Source organism: Streptococcus sp. 1343 (assembly GCF_013277355.1).
Classification (GTDB): Bacteria; Bacillota; Bacilli; order Lactobacillales; family Streptococcaceae; genus Streptococcus; species Streptococcus pseudopneumoniae.
On the sequence record NZ_VMMT01000018.1, the window covers coordinates 1 to 23,507 of the forward strand.

Below are 23,507 nucleotides of genomic sequence, written 5' to 3' on the forward strand. Positions count from 1 at the left end.
ACTGGCTTGAAGCCATAATGAAAATTTACTTGAAAAAAGTAATTCAATAAATATCTCTCCTATGACCAACTTCTAGAGTAGCAACGACTAATTCATCATCTACAATTTGTACGATAACTCGATAATTACCAATTCTATAGCGCCATTGACCAACACGATTACCAACCAAAGCCTTTCCGTGTCGTCTTGGGTCTTCCAAAACATTGGTTTGTAAATAGTTTGTAATTAGCTTCTGCGTATAACGATCCAATTTTTTCAATTGCTTGATGAATCGTCTTGTCGGAACTAATTTATACAAATTATTCATCCTCCAAGCCTAAATCATGCATCATTTCTTCCCAAGTAATAGGCTCAACTCCTTTTTCCAAGTCGTCTAAATACTCTTGATAGGCTAAATCTGCCACACGAGCGTCGTATTCGTCTTCTAGAGCTTCAAGAGTTTTGGTGCGGATAAGTTCCGACAGAGAAACTCCTTCAAACTTAGCCATTGCTTTCATAAATGTTTTATCAGCTTCAGAAACTTTTAATGTAATAGTAGTCATCTTTTGCACTCCCTTTTTTAATGGTAACACCATTGTATTACTTTTTAGGTGTTCAGTCAATATAAAAAGAACACCTTCTCAGCGTTCTTTCTATATGTCCGTCAAGGGTGTTGCGGTATCTGGTGAGGTATCATAAACCTTAAAGTCCACTCCGACTCCCAGATCAGCTTGAGCCAGCTGATTGACCATGGTCATATGAGCCAGTTCCTTGATATTGTTCTCCTTAGATAAATGCCCAAGGTAGATTTTCTTAGTGCGGTTTCCCAAGGTACGAATCATAGCTTCAGCACCGTCTTCGTTAGAAAGGTGACCGAGGTCAGATAGGATTCGTTGTTTGAGTCGCCAAGCGTAAGAACCTGCTCGCAAAATCTCTACATCATGATTGGACTCAATAAGATAGCCGTCCGCATTTTCGACAATTCCCGCCATACGATCGCTAACATAACCTGTATCAGTCAGCATGACAAAACTCTTGTCATCCTTCATAAAGCGATAAAACTGCGGTGCGACTGCATCATGGCTTACACCAAAACTCTCGATGTCGATATCTCCAAAGGTTTTGGTTTTACCCATTTCAAAAATATGCTTTTGCGACGAGTCTACCTTACCGAGATACTTGCTATTTTCCATAGCCTGCCAGGTCTTTTCATTGGCATAAAGATCCATACCATACTTGCGAGCCAAAACGCCTACTCCATGGATATGGTCTGAATGCTCATGGGTAATCAAGATGGCATCCAGGTCTTCTGGCTTGCGGTTAATTTCAGCAAGTAGGCTGGTAATTTTCTTACCAGATAAGCCTGCATCTACTAAAAGCTTCTTTTTTGAGGTTTCCAGATAAAAGGAATTTCCACTGGAACCCGACGCTAAAATACTGTATTTAAAGCCTATTTCACTCATTCTAGTCTTCTACTTCGTCCTCCCATACTTCTTCTTTCACTGCATCCTTATCATAAGGGAGCACAATGGTAAAGGTTGAACCCTTGCCATATTCACTCTTGGCCCAAATAAAGCCCTTATGTTGTTTTATAATTTCTTTAGCGATAGACAGTCCTAGACCTGTACCACCTTGTGCACGACTTCTAGCACGATCCACACGATAGAAACGGTCAAAGATACGTGGTAAATCCTGCTTAGGAATCCCTAAACCCTGGTCAGAAATGGATAAAATCATCTGGTCTTCAGTTGTCTTCATTCTGACAGTGATTTCACCCCCATCTGGCGAATACTTAATAGCATTATTTAAAATATTGTCGACAACCTGTGTCATCTTATCTGTATCAATTTCCATCCAGATAGAATTGATGGGATAATCTCTCACCAACTCATATTTTTTCTCCTTTTCCTGTCCTTTCATCTTGTCAAAACGATTGAGGATAAAGGTAATAAAAGCAGTAAAGTTAATCAGTTCCACATCCAAGTGACTGGTGGCATTATCAATCCGTGAAAGATGAAGGAGGTCCGTCACCATGCGCATCATACGGTTGGTTTCGTCCAGAGACACCTTGATAAAGTCTGGTGCTACAGTTTCACACAAAGCCCCCTCATCCAAGGCTTCAAGATAGGATTTCACGCTGGTTAAAGGAGTCCGTAACTCATGGCTAACATTGGAAACAAAGAGTCTCCGTTCGCGTTCTTCCTTCTCCTGCTCCGTCGTATCATGCAAAACAGCCACCAAACCTGAAATAAAGCCAGACTCTCGACGTATCAAGGCAAAGCGAACTCGAAGGTTCAAATATTCGCCATTGATATCTTGGGAATCTAGCAACAATTCTGGACTTTGGGTAATCAAATCACGCAATTCATAGTCTTCTTCTATCTTGAGTACTTCCAAAATGCTTCTATTCAGAACATCTTCCTGAACCAACCCCAGTTGCTTCTTGGCTGTATCGTTAATCATGATAATCTGCCCCCGACGATTGGTCGCAAGGACCCCATCTGTCATATAAAACAGAATACTATTTAGCCGCTTACTTTCTTGTTCTAGATTTTCCTGAGTGAGACGAATAACCTCCGACAAGTCATTCAAATTATTGGTAATATTGGTGATTTCAGACCCACCTTGCATATCAAGAACCTTGGAATAATCTCCTGCAATCAAATCTTTAACCTTTTGATTGACTTGCTTCAATCGAATATTATCACGTCTATTCTCCAGTAATAAGAGGGTCACAACAAGGATGAAACCTAACAAAATCAGAATAAAGATAAAATCTCTGGTAAAAATGGTTTGTTTCAGTAAATCAAGCATTATTTCTCATGTAATACCCTACACCACGGCGCGTCAAGATATACTCTGGTCGGCTGGGCGTATCTTCAATCTTCTCACGCAGACGTCGGACAGTCACATCAACCGTACGGACATCACCAAAATAGTCATAACCCCAGACAGTCTCAAGCAAGTGTTCGCGCGTAATGACTTGACCTGCATGCGATGCCAAATGATACAAAAGCTCAAACTCACGGTGGGTTAAGTCTAGTTCTTCTCCATATTTTTTAGCCACGTAGGCGTCTGGAACAATTTCTAAATCCCCAATTTGGATAGGTTGAGGTTTACTTTCTGCTTCCTGCCCATCTACTGGCATAGGTTGAGAACGACGCAGAAGAGCTTTAACACGCGCCTGCAACTCACGATTGGAGAAGGGTTTGGTTACATAGTCATCTGCACCAAGCTCTAAACCGATAACCTTATCAAATTCGCTATCCTTAGCTGACAGCATGATAATAGGCACACTACTAGTCTTCCGAATAGTCTTCGCAACTTCTAAGCCATCAATTTCTGGAAGCATCAAATCCAAAATAATAATATCTGGTTGCTCTGCTTCAAATTGCTCTAGCGCTTCACGACCATTAAAAGCAGTTACAACCTCGTACCCTTCCTTGGTCATATTAAACTTGATAATATCTGAGATTGGTTTTTCATCATCTACAATTAATATTTTTTTCATATGTTCACCTTTTTCTCTACTATTATACCAAAAAAATAGCAAGAAGACACAATAGCTAGTCTTTGCTACTGTCTAAGTTGGCTTTTGCATAAGCCTGCCAGATTTTTTGTTGGGGTTTGGCAAGTGGGACATCCTTGAACTCTTCTGGTGAAAGCCAGCGAACTTCTCTATCTGAAAAATCATGAAAGTCACTCACCTGACCTGCTACAATCTGTACATGCCACTTTCGATGGCTAAAGACATGCTTGATAGTCTCAAAATAAGTATCAAACCAATCAACATCTAGATCATAGTCCTGCTGGAAACTCTCCTCTGGACTGGGGCCAAAGTTGACACTTTCTTCTGCAACCTGATGAAAGAGGTCAAACTGCTCCTCTTCCGAAAAGTCATCTACTTCTACCAGTGGGAAATGCCAAAATCCTGCCAACAAGTTTTCACTTTCATTTTTTTCAAGTAAAAATTGTCCCTGAGAATTTTTCACAACTAAGGCTTTAAGATAAATGGGAACTGGCTTTTTCTTTGGTGCCTTAATTGGATAACGGTCCATGGTTCCATTCTGATATGCAGCACTAAAGTCCTTCACCGGACTCTCTTCTGGTCTAGGATTTACAGGAGCCTCAATATCAGACCCCAAGTCCATCAAGGCTTGATTAAAGTCACCTGGCCGTTCTGGGTCAATCAAGATTTCCATCATTGCCTGAAAAATTTTGCGATTACTTGGAATCCCAATATCATGGTTGACTTCGAACAGACGGGCCAAAACACGCATAACATTACTATCGACCGCTGGCTCAGGCAAATTAAAAGCGATACTGGAAATGGCTCCTGCAGTATAAGGTCCAATTCCTTTCAAGCTGGAAATTCCTTCATAGGTGTTTGGAAATTGGCCACCAAAGTCAGTCATAATCTGCTGGGCTGCAGCCTGCATATTACGAACTCTAGAATAATAACCCAAACCTTCCCAAGCCTTCAACAAACGCTCTTCAGGCGCATTCGCCAATCTTTCCACTGTTGGAAACCAGTCCAAGAATCGTTCATAGTAAGGGATAACCGTATCCACTCTGGTCTGCTGGAGCATAATTTCAGACACCCAGATATGATAAGGATTCTTACTTCTCCTCCAAGGTAAATCTCTTTTGTTTTCATCATACCAAGTGAGGAGTTTCTGACGAAAAGAAACAATCTTCTCCTCCGGCCACATGACGATACCGTATTCTTTCAAATCTAACATATCTCTAGTATAACACAGAAGACTCTAACTGTCCTTTTCCTAGTATTAAAAAGCCTCTTCCCAAGGGAAAGAGGACTGATACTCAATGAAAATCAAAGAGCAAACTAGGAAGCTTAGCCGCAGGTTGCTCAAAACACTGTTTTGAGGTTGTGGATAGAACTGACGTAGTCAGCTCAAAACACCGTTTTGAGGTTGCAGATAGAACTGACGTAGTCAGTAACATCTATACGGAAAGGTGAATCTGACGTGGTTTGAAGAGATTTTCGAAGAGTATAGTTCTTATTGATGAACTGCTTGCAACAAATAAGAAATAGGTGGGGCAAAAGTCTTTAAACTCAAAAAACACATAATATTCGGTGTTGAAAAACCTTGATATTATGCGCTCTATTATGGGGAAATTTACTTCATTTTCTCCTGAAATTGAGTTTTTACCCAATCTCTCAAAGTCAATTGCGATATACTAGAACAAGCCTAGAACGGTTCCATCGCTTTCAACATCCATGTTGAGGGCTGCTGGTCGTTTTGGAAGGCCTGGCATAGTCATGACATCACCAGTTAAGGCAACGATGAAGCCTGCACCTAATTTTGGTACCAATTCACGAATGGTAATTTCAAAGTTTTCAGGTGCTCCAAGTGCATTTGGATTATCTGAAAAACTATATTGAGTTTTAGCCATACAGATTGGTAATTTGTCCCAACCATTTTGAACAATTTGAGCGATTTGCGTTTGAGCTTTCTTTTCAAAGTTCACTTTGCTACCACGGTAGATTTCAGTAACAATCTTTTCAATCTTTTCTTGGACAGAAAGGTCATTGTCATACAAACGTTTATAGTTAGCTGGATTTTCAGCGATAGTCTTGACAACCGCTTCAGCAAGAGCTACTCCACCTTCCGCGCCATCAGCCCAGACACTAGCCAATTCAACTGGTACATCGATTGAGGCACAAAGTTCTTTCAAGGCTGCGATTTCTGCTTCAGTATCAGAGACAAATTCATTGATTGCTACAACTGCTGGAATACCGAACTTACGGATGTTCTCAACATGGCGTTTCAAGTTAGCAAAACCGGCACGAACTGCCTCCACATTTTCTTCTGTCAAAGCATCTTTAGGCACACCACCATTCATCTTAAGGGCACGAAGGGTTGCGACAATGACAACTGCATCTGGAGATGTTGGCAAGTTTGGTGTCTTAATATCAAGGAATTTCTCGGCACCAAGGTCTGCACCAAAACCAGCTTCAGTAACTGTGTAATCAGCCAAGTGAAGGGCTGTGTTTGTTGCCAAGACTGAATTACATCCATGAGCAATATTAGCAAATGGACCACCATGTACAAAGGCAGGTGTACCGTAAATTGTCTGAACCAGGTTCGGTTTAATAGCATCCTTCAAAATCAAAGCCAAGGCACCTTCAACCTGCAAATCACCTACAGAAACTGGTGTACGGTCGTAACGATAACCAATAACGATATTAGCCAAACGACGTTTCAAATCTTCAATATCAGTCGCCAAGCAAAGAATAGCCATGATTTCGGAAGCAACGGTAATATCAAAGCCATCCTCACGTGGAATACCGTTTAGAGGGCCACCAAGTCCAACAGTTACATGACGAAGGGCGCGATCATTCAAGTCCACAACGCGTTTCCAGAGGATACGACGTTGGTCAATTCCCAACTCATTCCCTTGATGTAAGTGGTTGTCAATCAAGGCAGAAAGAGCATTGTTGGCAGTCGTAATGGCATGCATGTCTCCAGTAAAGTGAAGGTTGATGTCTTCCATTGGTAGAACTTGAGCATAACCACCGCCAGCAGCACCCCCCTTGATCCCCATGACTGGACCAAGAGACGGTTCGCGAATAGCAATCATGGTTTTCTTGCCAATCTTGTTCAAGGCATCCGCAAGACCAATGGTAATAGTTGATTTTCCTTCACCTGCAGGTGTTGGGTTGATGGCAGTAACCAAAATCAATTTCCCAACTGGATTGCTCTCAACTGCACGAATTTTATCAAAGCTGAGCTTAGCCTTGTACTTTCCATACAACTCTAAATCTTCGTAAGAAATACCAAGTTTCTCTACAACATCAACGATTGGCTTCAACTCAATACTCTGTGCGATTTCAATATCTGTTTTCATTCAAAACTCCTCTAACCTCTTATATGATAATTCATTATATCACAAAACAAGATTTTTAACATCCTCAAACTCTCTAAACGTTCGTAAATATCCATTTTTTTAAGATTTTTAGAGCCCTTTCTTAAATTTTATATGGCTTTATAGTTTGAAACTATAGTAAATATTCGTTTCTACCAAAAATTTATCACTTTCATTTTACTTACCGTTTATTTTTGTGTACAATAGTGCTATGAAAATTTTAGTTACATCGGGCGGTACCAGCGAAGCTATCGATAGCGTCCGCTCTATCACTAACCATTCTACAGGTCGCTTGGGCAAAATCATCACAGAAACCTTGCTTGCTTCAGGACATGAAGTTTGTTTAATGACGACAAAACGAGCTTTGAAGCCAAAAGCCCATCCCAACCTAAGCATTCAAGAAATTAACAATACAAACGACCTTCTCCTTGAAATGCAAGAACGTATTCAGGATTATCAGGTCTTGATTCACTCAATGGCCGTATCTGACTACACTCCTGTTTATATGACAGGGCTTGAGGAAGTTCAGGCTAGCTCCAATCTAGAAGAATTTTTAAACAAGCAGAATCATCAGGCCAAGATTTCTTCAACTGATGAGGTTCAGGTTTTGTTCCTTAAAAAGACACCCAAAATCATATCCCTAGTCAAGGAATGGAATCCTACTATTCATCTGATTGGTTTCAAACTGCTGGTTGATGTTAACGAATATCATCTAGTTGACATTGCTAGAAAAAGTCTTGTCAAGAACCAAGCTGACTTAATCATTGCAAATGATCTGACTCAAATCTCAGAAAACCAGCACCATGCTATCTTTGTTGAGAAAAATCAGCTTCAAACAGTTCAGACTAAGGAAGAAATTGCAGAACTCCTCCTTGAAAAAATTCAAGCCTATCATTCATAGAAAGGAAAGCTATGGCACATATTCTCTTGGCTGTAACGGGGTCAATCGCCTCTTACAAGTCGGCAGATTTAGTTAGTTCGCTTAAAAAACAAGGTCATCAAGTTACTGTTTTAATGACTCAAGCTGCTACAGAGTTTATCCAACCTTTGACACTACAGGTCTTATCACAGAATCCTGTCCACCTAGATGTCATGAAGGAACCCTATCCTGATCAAGTCAATCATATCGAACTTGGAAAAAAAGCAGATTTATTTATCGTGGCCCCTGCAACAGCTAACACGATTGCAAAACTAGCCCACGGCTTTGCGGACAACATGGTAACCAGTACAGCTTTAGCCTTGCCAAGTCATATTCCCAAACTAATAGCTCCTGCTATGAATACAAAAATGTATGACCATCCAGCAACTCAGGCTAATCTAAAAACATTAGAAAGCTACGGCTATCAGCTGATTGCTCCGAAGGAATCCCTACTAGCTTGTGGAGACCACGGACGAGGAGCCTTAGCCGACCTCACAATTATTTTAGAAAGAATAAAGGAAACTCTCGATGAAAAAACGCTCTAATATTGCACCCATTGCTATCTTTTTTGCAACCATGCTCGTGATACACTTTCTGAGCTCTCTTATCTTTAACCTTTTTCCATTTCCAATCAAACCGACCATCGTTCATATTCCTGTCATTATTGCCAGCATTATCTACGGTCCACGCGTTGGTGTTACACTTGGATTTTTGATGGGGCTACTTAGTTTGACGGTTAATACAATTACGATTCTACCGACAAGCTACCTCTTCTCCCCATTTGTACCAAACGGAAACATCTACTCAGCTATCATTGCTATCGTCCCACGTATTTTGATTGGTTTGACTCCGTATCTAGTTTATAAACTGATGAAAAATAAAACTGGTCTGATTCTAGCTGGTGCCCTTGGTTCACTTACCAACACAGTCTTTGTACTTGGTGGAATTTTCTACCTTTTTGGAAATGTTTTTGATGGTAATATCCAAAAACTCCTAGCAACTGTTATCTCAACAAACTCCATTGCTGAATTAGTTATTTCCGCAGTTCTAACCCTAGCCATTGTTCCAAGACTACAAACCTTGAAGAAATAAAAATAATCTCCGCTTTCAAACTTGAAGGTGGAGATTTTGCTCTATACAGTTTCTTTTTAGTGAAATCTTTACTAACTTTTAACTAAAAAACGACCTATAAACTCAAGTAAATCCTTGCTTTATTGTCTGGTTTATTGTACTATACTAATGTATATACAGTCAAAAAGGAGATTCTTATGAACACACGGAAAAAGACACAATTTATGACAATGACTGCCCTCTTAACGGCTATTGCAATTTTGATTCCAATTGTTATGCCTTTTAAGATAGTCATTCCGCCTGCTTCTTACACTTTGGGGAGCCATATCGCTATTTTTATTGCCATGTTCTTGTCGCCCTTGATGGCAGTTTTTGTCATCCTTGCCTCTAGTTTTGGATTTTTGATGGCTGGCTATCCTATGGTTATCGTATTTCGAGCTTTTTCCCATATCTTTTTTGGGACTTTGGGGGCTCTTTACCTACAAAAATTCCCCGAAACCCTAGATAAACCAAAAGCTTCCTGGATTTTCAACTTTGTTTTGGCTGTTGTTCATGCCCTTGCTGAAGTATTGGCCTGTGTCCTTTTTTACACAACTTCCGGTACCAATGTAGAAAATATGTTTTATGTTCTATTTGTACTAGTTGGATTTGGTACAATTATCCATAGTATGGTAGACTATACATTAGCACTAGCTGTCTATAAAGTGCTTCGAAAACGCCGTTAAAAGGAAGAACTATGACAAAAGATCGCAAACAAGCCCTGCTCCAACTCTTGAAAGAAGCTCCTAAAGCCCTCAATGGCCAAAGATTGGCGGAGCATTTTCATGTAACACGCCAAGTCATTGTACAAGACATTGCAATTTTAAGAGCCGATGGCGCTCCTATCCTATCCACTAATCGTGGCTACATCTATAAGCAAATTGATACCAATCCTTATGTCCATAAACTTTTCAAAGTCAAACATGAAGTTGAAGAAATCGGTCAGGAACTCCTTGCTATCGTTGATAATGGTGGACGTGTTCAAAACACCTTGATTGACCATCCCGTCTATGGAGAAATTGAAACCTTGCTTAAACTGTCTTGTCGTAGAGATGTGCAACATTTTCTAGAACAAGTCGAGCATTCTGACTTTAGACCCCTATCTGAATTGACAGATGGTATCCATTACCACCTAGTCGAAGCCGAAACACAACAAGACCTCCGCTATATCGAGGAGGCCTTGGATCAGCTCGGTTATTTAGTAAAAGACTAGAAAATTTTCTTTTCCCAATCGTCTTCTGTACGGCGATGGTAAAAAAATTCAGATTTGTCAGGAGCTTCCATCATTTCCATCAAAGGCAACATATCATAGGCCAGATTCAAGTTTGGAAGCTGGTCTTTTTGCACCCCAAAGCTCAAATACTAACAATAATATTTAAAAACTACATTGAATGAAAATTAACAACTACCTACTTACTAAAAATATATCACCAGTTGTGTTGATCAACATTATCCTTAGTCACAAGATAAATTGGAGAAACTGTTTCTTTTTCCAGTTTTTTCCCTTGATAATGATCGATTGCTGATTGAATAGCGATTTCACCCATCTTAGCTGGTTGCTGAGCAATAGTGGCAGTAATATCACCTTTTGCAATAGCGTCATGTGCATCTGGTTGACCATCAATACCAACAATTAATACATTGCTAAGACCAGCTGCTTTTACTGCTTGTGCAGCTCCTAACGCCATCTCATCATTCTGTGCAAAGATTGCTTGTACTTCTTTGTTTCCTTGAATCATATTTTGCGCTGTATTCAAAGCTTTTGCACGATCAAAATTAGCGGATTGACTAGAAAGAACATCTAAATTTGTCTTTGAAATTTGTTCAAATCCTTTACCTCTATCTACTGTTGCAGAAGCACCAGGGACTCCTGACAATTCAAAAGTTTTTGCTTTTTCTCCCAATTGCTTGGTAATAAATTCGGCAGCCATTTTACCTGCTTCTACGTTATCAGAAGCAACAGTTGTCAAGACTTCACCACCATTACTACCGCGGTCAATTAAAATTACTGGAATATTTGCATTATTAGCAGCTTTAATAGATGTAACAATTGCATCAGAATCAACTGGATTAATTAGTAAAGCATCTACATTTTGACTAATAAAATTTTGAATATCATCTGCTTGTCTAGCAGCATCATCTTGTGCATCTGCTATCTTCAAAGTTACTTCTTTTTCTCCTGCGGCTTTTTCAAGACCATCTTTCATAGCCACAAAATAGGGATTATTAGTAGTCGAAATAGAAACTCCTAATTTTAATTCTTTTGCCGACTTCTGAGTCGTAGATTTATTATCATTTGATGAATTTCCTAAACCAGTTTTTCCACAAGCTACTAAAGCAAAAATAAATGTTACAAACAAAGCAAAAATGCTAATTTTTTTAATAATTTTCATGTTATTACTCCTCGTAATATATATCTATAGGGATAGTTTCAATCCCGATTATTGTTCGTCATCTAATAAATTATTACTATTTCCAAAAAAATTGAAAATGATTCTACTGTTTTACAACTTTAAAACGATCAATCAGAACAGCAATTAAAATTACAACTCCTTTTACTACTTGCTGCCAAAATGCTGAAACACCAATAATATTAAGTCCATTATTCAAAACTCCAATAATTAAAGCACCTATTAGAGTCCCTAGTATACGACCTTTACCTCCTGATAATGAGGTTCCCCCAAGAACAACAGCTGCAATAGCATCCATTTCATAACTAGCACCTGCTGTTGGTTGAGCAGAATTTAAGCGTGATGTTATAATCAATCCAGAAATTGAAGCCATCATACCTGAAATTGAATAAATGATAATTTTCACTTTATTTAGTTTCACACCTGATATATATGCTGCTTTTTCATTCCCCCCTATAGCATACACAGATTTACCAAATGCTGTTTTATGAAGTAAAACATATAAAACAATAAATACAATAAACATAATAATTACAGGAAATGGAATTCCGACTATATAACCTTGCCCCAAAAATTGAAATAAGAATGTATCACTTAATCCTTTTGTGATAGGATTCCCATTTGTATAAACAAGTGTTGCGCCTCTAAAAATAGTCATAGTTGCTAAAGTAACGATAAATGGAGCTAATTTCCCGTAGGAAATCAATAAACCATTCATCATCCCCAGAATGCAACCCAAAATTAAAGAGATGAGAATTGCTAACGTAACAGGCATTCCAGATCCTAATAGGCCAGCGGTTAGCGCACTGGATAAGGCTAAAATTGATCCAACTGATAAATCAATTCCACCTGTTAGAATAACAAAGGTCATTCCAAAAGCGATCAGTGCATTTGATGTTACTTGCAATAGTAAATTTAACAGATTATTTGCTGTTAAAAAATTTGAATTGATAATAGTGATGACAGCCATTAAAATTATCAATGCTATTACTGTTGTCAATTCTGACATATACTTCATAGTATTTTTCACACTATTGTCCTCCTGTAGCTAGTTGCATAACTTTTTCTTGTGTAGCTTCTTGACGTGTTAATTCTCCACTAATTCTTCCTTCATGCATGACCATAATGCGATCACTGACTCCGATCACTTCTGGTAAATCTGAAGATACCATAATAATTGGCACACCTCGTTCAGCCAATTCATTCATTAATTGGTAAATTTCACGCTTAGCACCAACATCTACCCCACGAGTTGGCTCATCTAAAATCAGTACTTTTGGTGCAATACCTATCCATTTTGCTAAAACTACTTTCTGTTGATTACCACCAGAAAGTGTTCCAACTTCCTTATCTGGATAACCTGATTTAATTCGTAGCCTATCAATTAAACGTTGTACAAATATATCACTTGTTTTATTATCAAAAATACCATTTTTAACAAAATCTCGAGTACTAGGTAAAGTCATATTATCTTTAATAGAAAAATCTAAAATCAATCCCTCATCTTTACGATCTTCTGTTAAGAAACCAATTCCATGCTTAATTGCTTCAAAAGGATTTTTAATTATCAGTTGTTCTTCGTTTATTATAATTTGACCAGATTTTAAAGAATCAATTCCAAAAATTGCTCGCATTATTTCAGTACGACCAGCACCCATCAAACCAGAAAAACCAAGAATTTCCCCTTGACGTACATAGAAAGAAATATCCGTAAAAGCATCACCAGAAAGATTCTTAGCTTGAAAAACAATATTCCCAATCTCAGCCTTTTTTTCTGGATAATAATCTTCTAATTCACGACCTACCATCTTCTGAACTAATTCATCCGCATTAGTTAACTTCGTTTTCTTAGTATCAATTACAAACCCATCCCTCATAACAGTTATAAGATCTGTAATCTTAAAGATTTCTTCCATCCGATGTGAAATATACACAATACCTACACCATCAGATTTTAATCCTTCTATCACTTTAAAAAGTGTTTCAGTTTCACGATCAGTTAAAGCTGCTGTGGGTTCATCCATAATTAACAAGGAAACTTCTGATAATAAACATTTTGCTATTTCTATCATTTGTTGTTGTCCGACTGATAATTGACCAATGATTGCATCAAGAGGAATAGAGATATTAAGACGTTTAAACGCTTCTTTAGCTTTCCTTTCCATACTAACTTTATCTAGAAACCCAATCGAATTTTTAATTTCTCTTCCTAAAAAAAGATTATCAAGTACAGTCATATCTGGCCAAGTATTCATTTCTTGATGAATAAAACTCAGTCCAAACCGTTCTGCCTCTTGAGGATTAGAAAATGTTTTTTCTTTTCCATCAATAAAAATAGTTCCTGAAGTAGCTGGAAAAAGTCCAGTTAAAATATTCATTAAGGTTGATTTGCCTGCACCATTCTCTCCCATTAAAGCATGAACTTCTCCTGAATTAAGAACCAAATCAATACTTTCTAAAACACGATTATTCCCAAAAGATTTTGAAATGTTCTTCATTTCAATTTTCATAGGCAACCCCCTTCTAAATAATAACTCCTGATTGCAAGATTATATTCGAATATGGTGTATCTTCCCCAGTGCGAATAACTGCCTTAACTTTAGTATTCATAGCTTTCAATTCTTCATGACTAATATATTCAATAATTATATTCGATCCTAAAAGATCTAGAACTGCTTGCCACTGTTCTTTGTTTTTTTCCTTAATTTCTTCTGCTAAGAAAATTTTTTCAATAAGTACATGATCTGAATATTCTTTTAAAACTTCTAAAAAACTTGGATTGCCTTTTCTTAATGCTAAATCAATTTTATCAACACCTTTTGGAACTGGCAATCCTAAATCTCCGATACAAACCAAATCCATATGACCTAAATCATCAGCTAGTTTTGCTATATTACTATTTAAAATCCCATATTTCTTCATATCCTGAATGCTCCTTTATTTCTTTCAAACTCGGCATGCCTCCTTGCGCTCCAAACCTTTGAACAGAAAGATGTGAAGCAATCGTTGCAAAGGACAATGCAATATTCATCTCTTTTCCTTTTGAGATAGCATAAGCAAAAGCACCATTAAACGTATCTCCTGCTCCTGTAGTATCAACTACTTCTGCTTTTATAGCAGGAATCTTCTGAACTGCTGCCCCATCATAATAAATAGAACCTTCAACTCCTAATGTCACAATCATTTTATTAGGATAAATTTTAATAATTTCTTCTAATTTCTTATCTGGAAAAAGCTCTGAACATTCATGCTCATTAGGAGTAATAAAATCACAAAAAGGAATCATCTCTATATCCGTTTCTCTAGCTGGTGCAGGATTGTAAAGCACCTTAACTTTATTTTCTTGACAAAATTTAGCTATAGATAAGTTGGCTTCATGTGGTATTTCATTCTGTAATACAACAATACTTGCATCACTAATCAATTCCCACTCATTTTTCCAATCATTTGTTTTAACTAAATTATTCGCTCCGGGATAATAAATAATCCTATTATCACCTCCATATAAAGTAATTTGTGCAACTCCTGTAGATTGTGGTACCGTTCCCACATGTTCTGTAGAAATATTATTATTTTGCAGATTACTTAGTAAATCTGCTGAAAAAATATCTTCTCCGACGTTTCCAAATATGTAAATATTATCTTCTACACTGGATAATCTACCAATAGCTACCGCTTGATTTGCACCTTTTCCACCTGGAACTATATTAAATGAATCCCCAAAAATCGTTTCACCTCCTTCTGGAATCCTTTTTGTTCTCATAACTAAGTCCATTGAAATACTTCCAACAACAACAATTTTACTCATTACTTTCTCCTTAATGTATTTCTTTCTACGTATCTAACAGGTAGTTTAATTTTAGCTTCATCTATAGAGAACTTATTTGCCATATTATAGATTAGTTTTGCAGCCTGTTCTCCCATTTTATATGATGATTGGTGAATAGTTGATAAAGAAGGGTAAATAAATTGACTAAGTACAATATCGTCATAACCAATGATTTGAATATCATCTGGAATTTTTTTACCAATTGCTAAAATTTCATGAATATAAGCTATCGCATGAATATCAGAAGGTGCTATAATACTATCGATATTTGGATTTCTTTTTAGATTCTCTTTAGCTTCTTTTTGAATTTTTTCAAAGTCAAACGTTTCACTTTCTTCAATACAAATTTCTAAAGATTTATTCCTCAAATAGTTTAAACTTGCTTCAAACCGTTCCGCTATATTCTCGGCTTTATCATCTAAAACTTTAATAATCAGAACTTGTTTAGCACCTGCATTACAGATTGCTTCAGCAGCCAAACGACCACCTGACTGATTATCAGAAAAAACACCGTAACCTGTATCTTTACTAATCCGGTCAACCACAACAACAGGTAATGATAAATCTGGATATTCTTTTGTGAAGTCATGTGTAGTAATAATTCCAGCAGCATTTGTTTTCAACAGTAAGTTAACATATTCATTCAAAGATTCTTGGTCTGAAATCGTACCAACCATAATTCTATAACCTTTATCTTTCAAATATGATTCAGCTCCTCGAACCAATCTTGGGAAAAAGGGATTTGAAATATCTGGCAATAAGAGTCCTACCATTTGGTTTTTTTTGGTTTTCAAAGATTGTGCTAATACATTTGGTGTGTAATTTAATTTTTTAATCGCATTTTTTATTTTCTCTCTCGCATCATCTCCAACATAACCTTTTTTTGATATATATCTTGAAACCGTTGATTTTGATACTCCAGCTTCTTCAGCAACCTGTTTTATTGTAGTCATCACTCCTCCTTCTTACATTGTGGAACCGTTCCCTTATTCTATAGTAAACGTTTTCTTTTGATTTGTCAATACTTTTCTAAAAATATTTTAAATTTATTTCAGAGTACATATATTTTTTCCAAATCCATTATTACTATTATACAGGAAACACAACAAGACCTCCACTATATAGAGGAGGCCTTGGATCAGCTCGGTTGTTTAGTAAAAGACTAGAAGATTTTCTTCTCCCAGCCATCTTCTGTACGGTGGAGGTAGAAAAACTCTGACTTGTCAGGAGCTTCCATCATTTCCATCAAGGGTAACATATCATAGGCCAGATCCAAGTGTGGAATCTGGTCTTTTTGAATCCAAGAAACTTCTCCCTCTTCTGAAGAGCGAAGGGTACCAGAGAACTCAGTTGCCTTATAACAAATGACAATATAGCGCCCACCTGTATCCAGTGGCCAATTTTTAATGCCGACAAGTTGAGGATTTTGGATAGTCAACCCTGTTTCTTCATAGATTTCACGAATGACAGACTCTGCGAAAGACTCGCCATTTTCTACATGGCCTCCTGGAAAGGCATAACCATACCAACGATTGGTTTCAGGAGCGCGATACTGCATCACCACGCGCTGGGTTTCGAGGTCTTCAATCAGACAAATGTTTGTTAAAATCGTTAATTGGGAACGGGACATATTTTCTCGCTTTCTAATTTATTAAATTTTCAGACTTACTACCAGAGATATTATCTTTTACTTTTTAAAATTATTTAGAATTGAATACCATTCGTTTTTCCTCTATAGGCTTTCCAAGTTCAAGTATCTTTTCTTGTCCATCAAAAGTAAAACCCATTTTTTGATAGAAAGCAATGGCGCGCTTGTTATCTTTCAATACCCATAAGAAAATTTCAGAAAAATGATCAAGAGCAACCAAAGCTGCTTTCACTAACTTTTGTGCGATTCCTTTTCCATAATAGTCTTTTAAAACATATAAAGCAATAATTTCACCAGCTTGAATAGTCTCATCACGAAAGTTGCCATAACTTATAAAACCAACTACCTTCACGCCATCTATCGCAATCAATGTATTTTCTGGATACTTTTGACTAAAGAATCGACACCTTTCTAATGTCATTGTCTCCTGAAATTCTGCAGGCAAAAGGTCATCATAAGCCTCTCTCCACGTTTGCCAGTGAACAAAGGATTTACCTTCTATCTCTTCAGGAGTTTCCATTGATTTGATAATAATCGTCATTTATTTTCTTTTCCTTAATCCAACGCCCTAACTTCCAGCATCATATCTCGAATCTGAGCTGCTAGTTCAAAGTCAAGCACTTCAACTGCTTCTTGCATTTGTTTTTCGAGTTTCTTGACCAGTTCTTTGCGTTCTTGTTTATTGAGGCTATTGATATCGACTTCCTTGTCCTCTTCCTTGGCAACTGCCTTGGTCACAGCAATCAGGTCACGGATTTCTTTCTTAATGGTTTGTGGCACGATACCATGTTCTTCATTATAAGCCATCTGGATTTTCCGACGGCGGGCAGTTTCATCGATAGCACGTTGCATAGACTGGGTAACCGTGTCCGCATACATGATGACATGACCTTCACTGTTACGGGCAGCACGACCAATGGTCTGGATGAGTCCACGTTCGTTACGAAGGAAACCTTCCTTGTCAGCATCGAGAATAGCAACCAAGCTTACCTCGGGAACGTCAATTCCTTCACGGAGCAGGTTGATTCCGACCAAGACATCAAAGACACCCAAACGCAGGTCACGGATAATCTCTGTCCGCTCTAAAGTCTTGATATCCGAGTGCATGTACTTGACCTTAATGCCCATTTCTTTAAAGTAGTCAGTTAAATCCTCTGCCATTTTCTTGGTCAAGGTGGTTATAAAGGTTCGTTCATTCTTTTCAACACGGGCATTGATTTCACCTAAGAGGTCATCAATCTGTCCCATTGTCGGACGGACTTCCACCTCAGGATCCAAAAGCCCTGTCGGACGAATGATTTGCTCAATCACTGTCTCGGTCTGTTCATTTTCATAGTCACCAGGTGTCGCTGAAACGTAAACAATCTGGTGCACATGGCTTTCAAATTCTTCACGACGGAGAGGACGATTGTCCAGAGCAGACGGCAAACGGAAACCATAATTAACCAGCATTTCTTTACGCGAACGGTCTCCATTGTACATGCCCTTGATTTGCCCCATGGTCATGTGGCTCTCATCAATCATGATTAAGAAATCATCTGGGAAGAAGTCGAGAAGCGTATAAGGAGGCTCACCTTCGCTACGACCATCCATGTGACGAGAATAATTTTCAACCCCGTTAGTATAGCCCATCTCACGCAACATTTCAATATCATACTCTGTCCGCTGTTTCAAACGCTGGGCTTCTAGCAGTTTACCTTCCTTTTCAAAGATAGCTAACTGCTCCTCCAACTCGGCCTGAATCTTGGCAATGGCAACTTCCATGTGGTCATCATTGGTCACAAAGTGAGTAGCTGGGAAAATAGCCAAATGATCCACTTCTCCTAAGACCTGACCTGTCAGAGCCTCAACTTCACGAATACGGTCAATTTCGTCTCCAAAAAATTCTACTCGAAAGGCGTGTTCATCACGAGATGCTGGGAAAATCTCCACTACATCCCCACGCACACGAAATCTTCCCCGTTGGAAATCAATATCATTACGTTCAAACTGGATATCAACCAAGTCATTCAAGAGTTTATCACGAGAAATCTCTAGACCAGGACGGAGACTCACGACACTATCAGCGTATTCCTTGGGCGAACCCAAACCATAGATACAAGAGACTGAGGCCACGACAATAACATCATTACGCTCCAAAAGGGCTGAAGTCGCTGAGTGACGGAGCTTGTCAATCTCGTCATTGACAGAACTATCCTTCTCAATGTAGGTATCACTAGAAGGGACATAGGCCTCTGGCTGGTAATAATCATAGTAGGATACGAAGTACTCAACAGCATTTTCAGGGAAAAATTCCTTAAACTCCCCATAGAGCTGTCCTGCTAGAGTTTTATTGTGGGCAATAACCAGAGTTGGTTTATTGACTTTGGAAATGACTTGACTCATGGTATAGGTCTTCCCTGTACCAGTCGCCCCCATCAGAATCTGAGCTTTTTCTCCCCCCTCGATATTATCAACCAACTGCTCAATAGCTTGAGGTTGGTCTCCTGAAGGTTGATATTTTGATACTAGTTTAAATTGATTATCTGTAATGCGGTTAATCATAAGAATCCTCTCTCCATGTGCTATTCCTATTTTAGCATACTTGTAGCATTTTCACGAAGAAAAGGACGGACCGAAGTCACATCCTTTCATTTTCTTTCTTTAATTGATAAGCGAGATAAAGAATCAGCAGAAACAAAATAATACTGGACACGATGGAACCCTCAATACCAAAAGACCCACCAGATAGCCAGTCTTGATTGCCTTGTGGAGTAAATTTCATGATTGATGTTCCTGAAGACTGACCACTAACTAATACTCCAAAGAGGTTTCCCTGTGCGAAATTCCAAGCTCCATGAATACCACCTATACCCCATATAGTATCTGTTTTAAGAAGATATAGGGACATGGCAACTCCGAATAAAAAGAGATCAATTGCAGATAAGAAAGTTATGCCTGGATTTCCTAAATGAAGTAAGGTAAAGAGACTACTAGATATGATAATAGCGACTTTAATATTGGTTCTCTTAGCCAATTGTGGAATCAGCCAAGCACGAGTAACCAATTCTTCTGCCGTTCCTTGTAAAATCCAAAAAGGTATTGTAAATAAAGTAAAAGCTAGCGAATAAGTATCCAAGTGAATGGAGTCAAATTGATACTGCCCCAACACTACTAGTCCAGCCAAAGCAAGTATAAAGAGGGATAGACCAAGACCGTATCCTTTAAATAAGGCACTTAAAAAATTTTCTTTATAGAATCCCAAGGTTCGAATCGGTCTTTTCTCTACTTTTCTAGTCCATCTAAACACAGTTAAGATGATAAAACCAAAGGACAGTAATTCAAATATTAAATGGATGTCACTTGTTTTATCAGATAAATTCTGAAATAACATTTGAAGGAAATCTGCAATTCTTTGACCACCCATACCAAGATTGCTAAATAGCCCGATCAATGCTAAAAAACTAAGGCCAAAAAATAGAGAAGATATGAACTCAGATATATAGACGAAAAATAGAGCTAACAAGGGGCTTGTGTAAATGTTTAAACTCATTTTAGAAGTTTCAAAGTCTTTTAAGATTCTTTTGTCTTTCATAACTTTATCCTCTTTTACTATATGATATACCTTTATTATAGCACTTCTGTTGTGTGATTCAAGACAAAACAAGAATTACGGATGTTATATTTTCTGACACAGAAATATAAAAATTTGCCTTTTTTTACTTTTTCTGATATAATGGGAAAATATTCGGAAAAGGAGACTAAAAATGAAGAAAAAATTTCTAGCATTTTTGCTAATTTTATTCCCAATTTTCTCATTAGGTATTGCCAAAGCAGAGACGATTAAGATTGTTTCTGATACCGCCTATGCACCTTTTGAGTTTAAAGATTCAGATCAAACTTATAAAGGAATTGATGTTGACATTATCAACAAAGTCGCTGAGATTAAAGGGTGGAACATTCAGATGTCCTATCCTGGATTTGACGCAGCGGTCAATGCGGTTCAAGCTGGTCAAGCTGACGCTATCATGGCAGGAATGACAAAGACTAAAGAACGTGAAAAAGTCTTCACCATGTCTGATACTTACTATGATACAAAAGTTGTCATTGCAACTACAAAGGCACACAAGATTAGTAAATATGACCAATTAAAAGGAAAAACTGTTGGTGTTAAAAACGGAACAGCCGCTCAACGTTTCCTTGAAAGTATCAAGGATAAATACGGTTTTACTATTAAAACATTTGATACTGGTGATTTGATGAACAACAGCTTGAGTGCTGGTGCCATTGATGCCATGATGGATGACAAGCCTGTTATCGAATATGCCATCAACCAAGGTCAAGACCTCCATATTGAAATGGATGGTGAAGCTGTAGGGAGTTTTGCTTTCGGTGTTAAAAAAGGAAGTAAATACGAGCACCTGGTTACTGAATTTAACCAAGCCTTAGCTGAAATGAAAAAAGATGGTAGTCTTGATAAAATCATCAAGAAATGGACTGCTTCATCATCTTCAGCAGTGCCAACTACAACTACTCTTGCAGGCTTCAAAGCCATTCCTGTTAAGGCTAAATACATCATTGCCAGCGATTCTTCTTTTGCACCTTTTGTTTTCCAAAATTCAAGCAACCAATACACTGGTATTGATATGGAATTGATTAAAGCAATCGCTAAAGACCAAGGTTTTGAAATTGAAATCACCAACCCTGGTTTTGATGCTGCTATCAGTGCTGTCCAAGCTGGACAAGCTGATGGTATCATTGCTGGTATGTCTGTCACAGATGCTCGTAAGGCAACTTTTGACTTCTCAGAATCATACTACACTGCCAATACCATTCTTGGTGTCAAAGAATCAAGCAATATTGCTTCTTATGAAGATCTAAAAGGAAAGACAGTTGGTGTTAAAAACGGAACTGCTTCTCAAACCTTCCTAACTGAAAATCAAAGCAAATACGGCTACAAAATCAAAACCTTCGCTGATGGTTCTTCAATGTATGACAGTTTAAACACTGGTGCCATTGATGCCGTTATGGATGATGAACCTGTTCTCAAATATTCTATCAGCCAAGGACAAAAATTGAAAACACCAATCGCTGGAACTCCAATCGGTGAAACAGCCTTTGCTGTAAAAAAAGGAGCAAATCCAGAATTGATTGAAATGTTCAATAACGGACTTGCAAACCTTAAAGCAAACGGTGAATTCCAAAAGATTCTTGACAAATACCTAGCTAGTGAGTCTTCAACTGCTTCAACAAGTACTGTTGACGAAACAACGCTCTGGGGCTTGCTTCAAAACAACTACAAACAACTCCTTAGCGGTCTTGGTATCACTCTTGCTCTAGCTCTTATCTCATTTGCTATTGCCATTGTCATCGGAATTATCTTCGGTATGTTTAGCGTTAGCCCATACAAATCTCTTCGCGTCATCTCTGAGATTTTCGTTGACGTTATTCGTGGTATTCCATTGATGATTCTTGCAGCCTTCATCTTCTGGGGGATTCCAAACTTCATCGAGTCCATCACAGGCCAACAAAGCCCAATTAACGACTTTGTAGCTGGTACCATTGCCCTATCGCTAAATGCAGCTGCTTATATCGCTGAGATTGTTCGTGGTGGTATTCAGGCCGTTCCAGTTGGCCAAATGGAAGCCAGCCGAAGCTTGGGTATCTCCTATGGAAAAACCATGCGTAAGATTATCTTGCCACAAGCAACTAAATTGATGTTGCCAAACTTTGTTAACCAATTCGTTATCGCTCTTAAAGATACAACCATCGTATCTGCTATCGGTTTGGTTGAACTCTTCCAAACTGGTAAGATTATCATTGCCCGTAACTACCAAAGTTTCAAGATGTATGCAATCCTTGCTATCTTCTATCTTGTAATTATCACACTTTTGACTAGACTAGCGAAACGCTTAGAAAAGAGGATTCGTTAATGGCAAAATTAAAAATTGATGTAAATGATTTACACAAAAGCTACGGAAAAAATGAAGTTTTAAAAGGAATTACGACCAAGTTCTATGAAGGAGATGTTGTTTGTATCATCGGTCCTTCGGGTTCTGGTAAGTCAACTTTCCTTCGTAGCCTAAATCTTTTGGAAGAAGTTACTAGCGGTCACATCACTGTGAACGGTTATGACTTAACTGAAAAAACAACCAACGTTGACCACGTCCGTGAAAATATCGGAATGGTGTTCCAACACTTCAATCTCTTCCCACACATGTCTGTATTGGACAACATCACCTTTGCTCCTATTGAGCACAAGTTGATGACCAAGGAAGAAGCTGAAAAATTGGGAATGGAGTTACTTGACAAGGTTGGACTAGCAGATAAGGCTAAGGCCTGTCCAGATAGCCTATCAGGTGGTCAAAAACAACGTGTGGCCATCGCTCGTGGACTAGCAATGAATCCAGACATCATGCTCTTTGATGAACCAACTTCTGCCCTTGACCCTGAGATGGTCGGAGACGTACTAAACGTTATGAAGGAATTAGCGGAGCAAGGCATGACCATGATCATTGTAACCCACGAGATGGGATTTGCCCGTCAGGTTGCCAACCGCGTTATCTTTACTGCAGATGGCGAGTTCCTTGAAGATGGGACACCTGATCAAATCTTTGACAACCCACAACACCCACGTCTGAAAGAATTTTTAGATAAGGTTTTAAACGTTTAAACTCAAACTGTAAGGACTTCCTTGCAGTTTTTTTCTATCTCGTATTGGAATTTTTGATTTTTCGGAAA

Annotated in this window: 24 protein-coding genes and 2 pseudogenes; 8 read left to right on the forward strand and 18 right to left on the reverse strand. The window is 38.3% G+C overall.

What is annotated here, in order from left to right:
* Positions 1-43 precede the first annotated feature (43 nt).
* From HT709_RS02370 to HT709_RS02400, 7 genes are all read right to left on the reverse strand, one after another.
* A complete protein-coding gene (locus HT709_RS02370) occupies positions 44-298 on the reverse strand; it encodes a type II toxin-antitoxin system RelE/ParE family toxin (RefSeq protein ID WP_001809704.1) in 255 nt (84 codons plus the stop codon).
* A gap of 1 nt (position 299) precedes the next feature.
* Positions 300-542, reverse strand: a complete 243-nt coding sequence (locus HT709_RS02375; protein WP_007284772.1) for a DUF6290 family protein — start codon at positions 540-542, stop codon at positions 300-302.
* Positions 543-632: 90 nt separating this feature from the next.
* A complete protein-coding gene (locus HT709_RS02380) occupies positions 633-1,442 on the reverse strand; it encodes an MBL fold metallo-hydrolase (protein ID WP_001289495.1) in 810 nt (269 codons plus the stop codon).
* A gap of 1 nt (position 1,443) precedes the next feature.
* On the reverse strand, positions 1,444-2,793 hold the full coding sequence (vicK, locus tag HT709_RS02385) for a cell wall metabolism sensor histidine kinase VicK (RefSeq protein ID WP_172925479.1): 1,350 nt from the start codon (positions 2,791-2,793) through the stop codon (positions 1,444-1,446).
* Positions 2,786-3,490 (reverse strand): response regulator YycF, encoded by a 705-nt coding sequence (yycF, locus tag HT709_RS02390; protein WP_000722069.1) that lies wholly within the window; start codon positions 3,488-3,490, stop codon positions 2,786-2,788. Before yycF ends, vicK begins: the two co-directional genes overlap by 8 nt.
* A gap of 55 nt (positions 3,491-3,545) precedes the next feature.
* Positions 3,546-4,721: an A/G-specific adenine glycosylase gene (mutY, locus tag HT709_RS02395; protein WP_172925480.1), complete on the reverse strand. Its 1,176-nt coding sequence runs from the start codon at positions 4,719-4,721 to the stop codon at positions 3,546-3,548.
* A gap of 460 nt (positions 4,722-5,181) precedes the next feature.
* Positions 5,182-6,852 carry a formate--tetrahydrofolate ligase gene (locus HT709_RS02400; protein ID WP_172925481.1) on the reverse strand — a complete coding sequence of 557 codons (1,671 nt, stop codon included), beginning with the start codon at positions 6,850-6,852 and terminating at the stop codon, positions 5,182-5,184.
* A 229-nt stretch (positions 6,853-7,081) separates the two neighbouring features.
* Here HT709_RS02400 and coaB point away from each other — a divergent pair, with 229 nt between their 5' ends.
* The 5 genes from coaB to HT709_RS02425 all read left to right on the forward strand — a co-directional run bounded on the left by coaB (position 7,082) and on the right by HT709_RS02425 (position 10,112).
* On the forward strand, positions 7,082-7,771 hold the full coding sequence (coaB, locus tag HT709_RS02405; protein ID WP_050251486.1) for a phosphopantothenate--cysteine ligase: 690 nt from the start codon (positions 7,082-7,084) through the stop codon (positions 7,769-7,771).
* Between the two features lie 11 nt (positions 7,772-7,782).
* Complete coding sequence (gene coaC, locus HT709_RS02410; protein WP_004254190.1) at positions 7,783-8,334, forward strand: phosphopantothenoylcysteine decarboxylase; 552 nt, start codon at positions 7,783-7,785, stop codon at positions 8,332-8,334.
* Positions 8,318-8,881, forward strand: coding sequence for an ECF transporter S component (locus tag HT709_RS02415; protein WP_000747412.1), 564 nt, complete (start codon positions 8,318-8,320; stop codon positions 8,879-8,881). The genes coaC and HT709_RS02415 overlap by 17 nt, the downstream gene beginning before the upstream one ends.
* Positions 8,882-9,057: 176 nt before the next feature.
* Positions 9,058-9,585: an ECF transporter S component gene (locus tag HT709_RS02420; RefSeq protein WP_172925482.1), complete on the forward strand. Its 528-nt coding sequence runs from the start codon at positions 9,058-9,060 to the stop codon at positions 9,583-9,585.
* A gap of 11 nt (positions 9,586-9,596) precedes the next feature.
* The gene (locus HT709_RS02425; protein WP_172925483.1) at positions 9,597-10,112 is read left to right on the forward strand and encodes a transcription repressor NadR; all 516 of its coding nucleotides are present in this window, start codon (positions 9,597-9,599) and stop codon (positions 10,110-10,112) included.
* Here the strand turns inward: HT709_RS02425 and HT709_RS02430 are convergent.
* The 7 genes and pseudogenes from HT709_RS02430 to HT709_RS02460 form a co-directional block, all read right to left on the reverse strand.
* Positions 10,109-10,246, reverse strand: a pseudogene (locus HT709_RS02430) (NUDIX hydrolase); the annotation flags it as partial. The gene HT709_RS02425 and the pseudogene HT709_RS02430 sit on opposite strands and share 4 nt — an antisense overlap.
* A gap of 80 nt (positions 10,247-10,326) precedes the next feature.
* Positions 10,327-11,292 carry a substrate-binding domain-containing protein gene (locus tag HT709_RS02435; protein ID WP_000691495.1) on the reverse strand — a complete coding sequence of 322 codons (966 nt, stop codon included), beginning with the start codon at positions 11,290-11,292 and terminating at the stop codon, positions 10,327-10,329.
* 103 nt (positions 11,293-11,395) lie between these two features.
* The gene (gene rbsC / locus HT709_RS02440; RefSeq protein ID WP_172925485.1) at positions 11,396-12,340 is read right to left on the reverse strand and encodes a ribose ABC transporter permease; all 945 of its coding nucleotides are present in this window, start codon (positions 12,338-12,340) and stop codon (positions 11,396-11,398) included.
* 1 nt (position 12,341) lies between these two features.
* Entirely contained in the window at positions 12,342-13,820 is a 1,479-nt protein-coding gene (locus tag HT709_RS02445; protein WP_172924911.1) for a sugar ABC transporter ATP-binding protein, read from the reverse strand.
* Between the two features lie 13 nt (positions 13,821-13,833).
* On the reverse strand, positions 13,834-14,232 hold the full coding sequence (gene rbsD / locus HT709_RS02450) for a D-ribose pyranase (RefSeq protein WP_172925486.1): 399 nt from the start codon (positions 14,230-14,232) through the stop codon (positions 13,834-13,836).
* Entirely contained in the window at positions 14,207-15,118 is a 912-nt protein-coding gene (gene rbsK, locus HT709_RS02455) for a ribokinase (RefSeq protein WP_070527734.1), read from the reverse strand. Before rbsK ends, rbsD begins: the two co-directional genes overlap by 26 nt.
* On the reverse strand, positions 15,118-16,092 hold the full coding sequence (locus tag HT709_RS02460) for a LacI family DNA-binding transcriptional regulator (RefSeq protein WP_172925487.1): 975 nt from the start codon (positions 16,090-16,092) through the stop codon (positions 15,118-15,120). The genes rbsK and HT709_RS02460 overlap by 1 nt, the downstream gene beginning before the upstream one ends.
* A 144-nt stretch (positions 16,093-16,236) precedes the next feature.
* Here HT709_RS02460 and HT709_RS02465 point away from each other — a divergent pair.
* Positions 16,237-16,305 (forward strand): annotated as a pseudogene (locus tag HT709_RS02465) (DNA-binding transcriptional regulator); the annotation flags it as partial.
* Here HT709_RS02465 and HT709_RS02470 read toward each other — a convergent pair.
* The 4 genes from HT709_RS02470 to HT709_RS02485 all read right to left on the reverse strand — a co-directional run bounded on the left by HT709_RS02470 (position 16,302) and on the right by HT709_RS02485 (position 20,361).
* Positions 16,302-16,769, reverse strand: a complete 468-nt coding sequence (locus HT709_RS02470; protein WP_172925488.1) for an 8-oxo-dGTP diphosphatase — start codon at positions 16,767-16,769, stop codon at positions 16,302-16,304. The pseudogene HT709_RS02465 and the gene HT709_RS02470 overlap by 4 nt on opposite strands.
* A 70-nt stretch (positions 16,770-16,839) precedes the next feature.
* Entirely contained in the window at positions 16,840-17,328 is a 489-nt protein-coding gene (locus HT709_RS02475; protein WP_172925489.1) for a GNAT family N-acetyltransferase, read from the reverse strand.
* Between the two features lie 14 nt (positions 17,329-17,342).
* Positions 17,343-19,331, reverse strand: a complete 1,989-nt coding sequence (gene uvrB / locus HT709_RS02480) for an excinuclease ABC subunit UvrB (RefSeq protein ID WP_172925490.1) — start codon at positions 19,329-19,331, stop codon at positions 17,343-17,345.
* Positions 19,332-19,407: 76 nt separating this feature from the next.
* A complete protein-coding gene (locus HT709_RS02485; protein ID WP_100104548.1) occupies positions 19,408-20,361 on the reverse strand; it encodes a CPBP family intramembrane glutamic endopeptidase in 954 nt (317 codons plus the stop codon).
* Between the two features lie 172 nt (positions 20,362-20,533).
* Here HT709_RS02485 and HT709_RS02490 point away from each other — a divergent pair, with 172 nt between their 5' ends.
* Both HT709_RS02490 and HT709_RS02495 read left to right on the forward strand, forming a co-directional pair.
* Positions 20,534-22,699 carry an ABC transporter substrate-binding protein/permease gene (locus HT709_RS02490; RefSeq protein WP_172925491.1) on the forward strand — a complete coding sequence of 722 codons (2,166 nt, stop codon included), beginning with the start codon at positions 20,534-20,536 and terminating at the stop codon, positions 22,697-22,699.
* Positions 22,699-23,439, forward strand: coding sequence for an amino acid ABC transporter ATP-binding protein (locus HT709_RS02495; protein WP_050251490.1), 741 nt, complete (start codon positions 22,699-22,701; stop codon positions 23,437-23,439). The genes HT709_RS02490 and HT709_RS02495 overlap by 1 nt, the downstream gene beginning before the upstream one ends.
* Positions 23,440-23,507 lie beyond the last annotated feature (68 nt).